Source organism: Corallococcus terminator (genome assembly GCF_003611635.1).
GTDB lineage: Bacteria > Myxococcota > Myxococcia > Myxococcales > Myxococcaceae > Corallococcus > Corallococcus terminator.
The window spans coordinates 1-404 of sequence record NZ_RAVZ01000847.1 but is presented as its reverse complement, the minus strand read 5'-3'; the positions used below and the strand labels follow the sequence as shown (position 1 = coordinate 404).

Below are 404 nucleotides of genomic sequence, written 5' to 3'. Positions count from 1 at the left end.
ATCCTGCACCGCGAGGTCGTCCCGCCCGAGGACCTCGAGGTCGAGTAGCCCCAGCAGGTCGACAACACGGCACGCTCCCCGGCCCGACGGGCATCGTCGGGACCGGGGAGGGCGGCGTCAGGCCGCGGAGGGCGTGCGCGACGCCAGCCCGTCGGTGAGCAGGGCGACGAGCGCGGCGTGCTGGGCGTCGGTGGACGACCCGACCTCCTCGTCGGACCCGTCGAGCGCCACGGCCGCGAGACCGGCCTTGTCGTCGATCAGCTCCGCGATCCGCGCGTCGATGGTCTGCGCGGCGATGATCCGCCACGCGGTGACCGGCATCGACTGGCCGATGCGGTGGCTGCGGTCGATCGCCTGGGTCTGCTCGGCCGCGGTCCAGGGGAGCTCGGCGAGCACCATGTTGG

Annotated in this window: 1 protein-coding gene; it reads right to left on the bottom strand. The window is 74.0% G+C overall.

Going from position 1 to position 404, the window contains the following annotated elements; translation table 11 throughout:
• Positions 1 to 117 precede the first annotated feature (117 nt).
• On the bottom strand, positions 118 to 404 hold a 287-nt coding region (locus D7V88_RS42425), incomplete at its 5' end, for a DEAD/DEAH box helicase (RefSeq protein ID WP_147449197.1).